The organism is Mesorhizobium sp. PL10, assembly GCF_053714315.1.
Window position 1 is genome coordinate 1 of the sequence record NZ_JBSKBR010000151.1, and the last position, 946, is coordinate 946.

The 946-nt window shown below is 64.1% G+C and carries 1 protein-coding gene; it reads left to right on the forward strand.

Annotated features, from left to right (window positions below; translation table 11 throughout):
- Positions 1-519 (forward strand): hypothetical protein (locus tag ACWGTO_RS33565; protein WP_454578962.1); only part of this gene is annotated, 519 nt, incomplete at its 5' end.
- Between the last annotated feature and the right edge of the window lie 427 nt (positions 520-946).

Genomic DNA, 946 nt, shown 5'->3' on the forward strand with positions numbered 1-946 from the left:
CCGGCGCTTCCTCCTCCGCTGGTGCCGCCCGCGCCAGCGGGGGTCCGACGGATCGGATCGCCGGTCCTCGCGGTGGCGCACATCGACTCCTTGGCGCTGCGCTGCAGGGCGCCCTTGGTGGGAATCGTCGTCGTTTTCGCGCCGTGCCGGGAACTACCTCATCGCCTTCTGATGAGAATCTCTGGCCGGACGAAGCTGAAAGCTCGCGAACCAGCGCGCACCCGGACGTGGAATCCGAGCCCGGCCGCAGTGGCGGGCCGGGAAGATGGCGTGATCCCGATGGTTCTGAGCAATTCGTCCAAGGATCCGGCTCGCAGCGACCTTTTGGAGATCATGGTGGCCGACAAAATCGCGATGCGGGCTCACGTTCGGACGGCGTTTCCTGGCGCGCCGGCCGAACAACCGGGGGCGTGGAAAGGGGTGCGCTCCCGCCCGATCGGTTGTCCGCATCCGAGCCGAGCACAAGAGCAGGATGGCGCGCTGGCGATATGCCTGCTCCGCCTCGGCGTGAAAACCTGAACTGGCCTAATGAGCCTTACCGTGGCTCAGCAACTCAGGATGCAAGGCGGTCGCGTTCTGATGCCGAACGCTGGCGCGCCGATCCAACGCATGAAGGCATGCACGCAGGCACGATCCCGCCGCATGCGCAAACGGCGCTGGAATGGCGTGGCGCCGCAGGAAGACCTCATATCGGCGATGGATCCACGTCAACCCAGCGTGAAAACTCACAACAGTCTCATAAACCGTACAGCGGTGCAGCAAATCAACCGACAGGGCTGTCGCATTCTCAGGGCGAGCGACGGCAAGCCCACCAAGCTGCCGAAAATCCGCAAACAGACGTACCTCCGGCACGTGGCCAATCGGTCTCCAGTCCAGGTGAGCGATTGGGAAGGGCGCGTGTTGAGAATTCAGCCCCACAGAACGTGCAAGGTGTAGTCCCGGAACG